The following is a 455-nucleotide window of genomic DNA, read 5'->3' on the forward strand; positions in this document are numbered from 1 at the left end:
GCGAATGCGCCGAACGTGGACCAGCAGCGGCGGTTTCGCGGGATCGGGCTGGTGCTGGTGGTGGACGCGGTGCCGGGGGCGGAGATGGAGGGAGTCACCTTTCACGATGAAAGGGGAGCACTCATCTATGCCTCAGCGGTTGTGGCCAGGCGCAACCGCGAAATCATGACCACCGGCGCCACCCATGTGCCGGAAACGGTTCACGTGGTCTGGCGACAGAACGGGCAATACGACTTCAGCCGCGCCACCTGGTACGGCGGGACGGTCCTCGGTGACCACTCTGTGCCCGTCGCCGCCCGTATCCCCGACGCGGTCCTGCGCGACATCCGCGCCAAGCCGGGCAGCCTGCGCCTGAAGTTCCGCCTCAAGCCCGACGGTGTGCTGTTCGGCTGGGACATCGAACGCGATGGCGGCGGTGTCTCGCGCTTCGACAGCCCGGGCGGGGATTTTCTGGA

At 67.3% G+C, this 455-nt stretch carries 1 protein-coding gene; it reads left to right on the plus strand.

The window, feature by feature from the left end:
- Window positions 1–455, plus strand: a 455-nt coding sequence (locus WDZ95_RS22240; RefSeq protein ID WP_425781711.1) for a hypothetical protein, incomplete at both ends; no start/stop codon positions are given.

Origin of the sequence: Hydrogenophaga sp. T2 (genome assembly GCF_049843535.1) — a bacterium.
GTDB classification, from domain to species: Bacteria; Pseudomonadota; Gammaproteobacteria; order Burkholderiales; family Burkholderiaceae_C; genus Hydrogenophaga; species Hydrogenophaga crocea.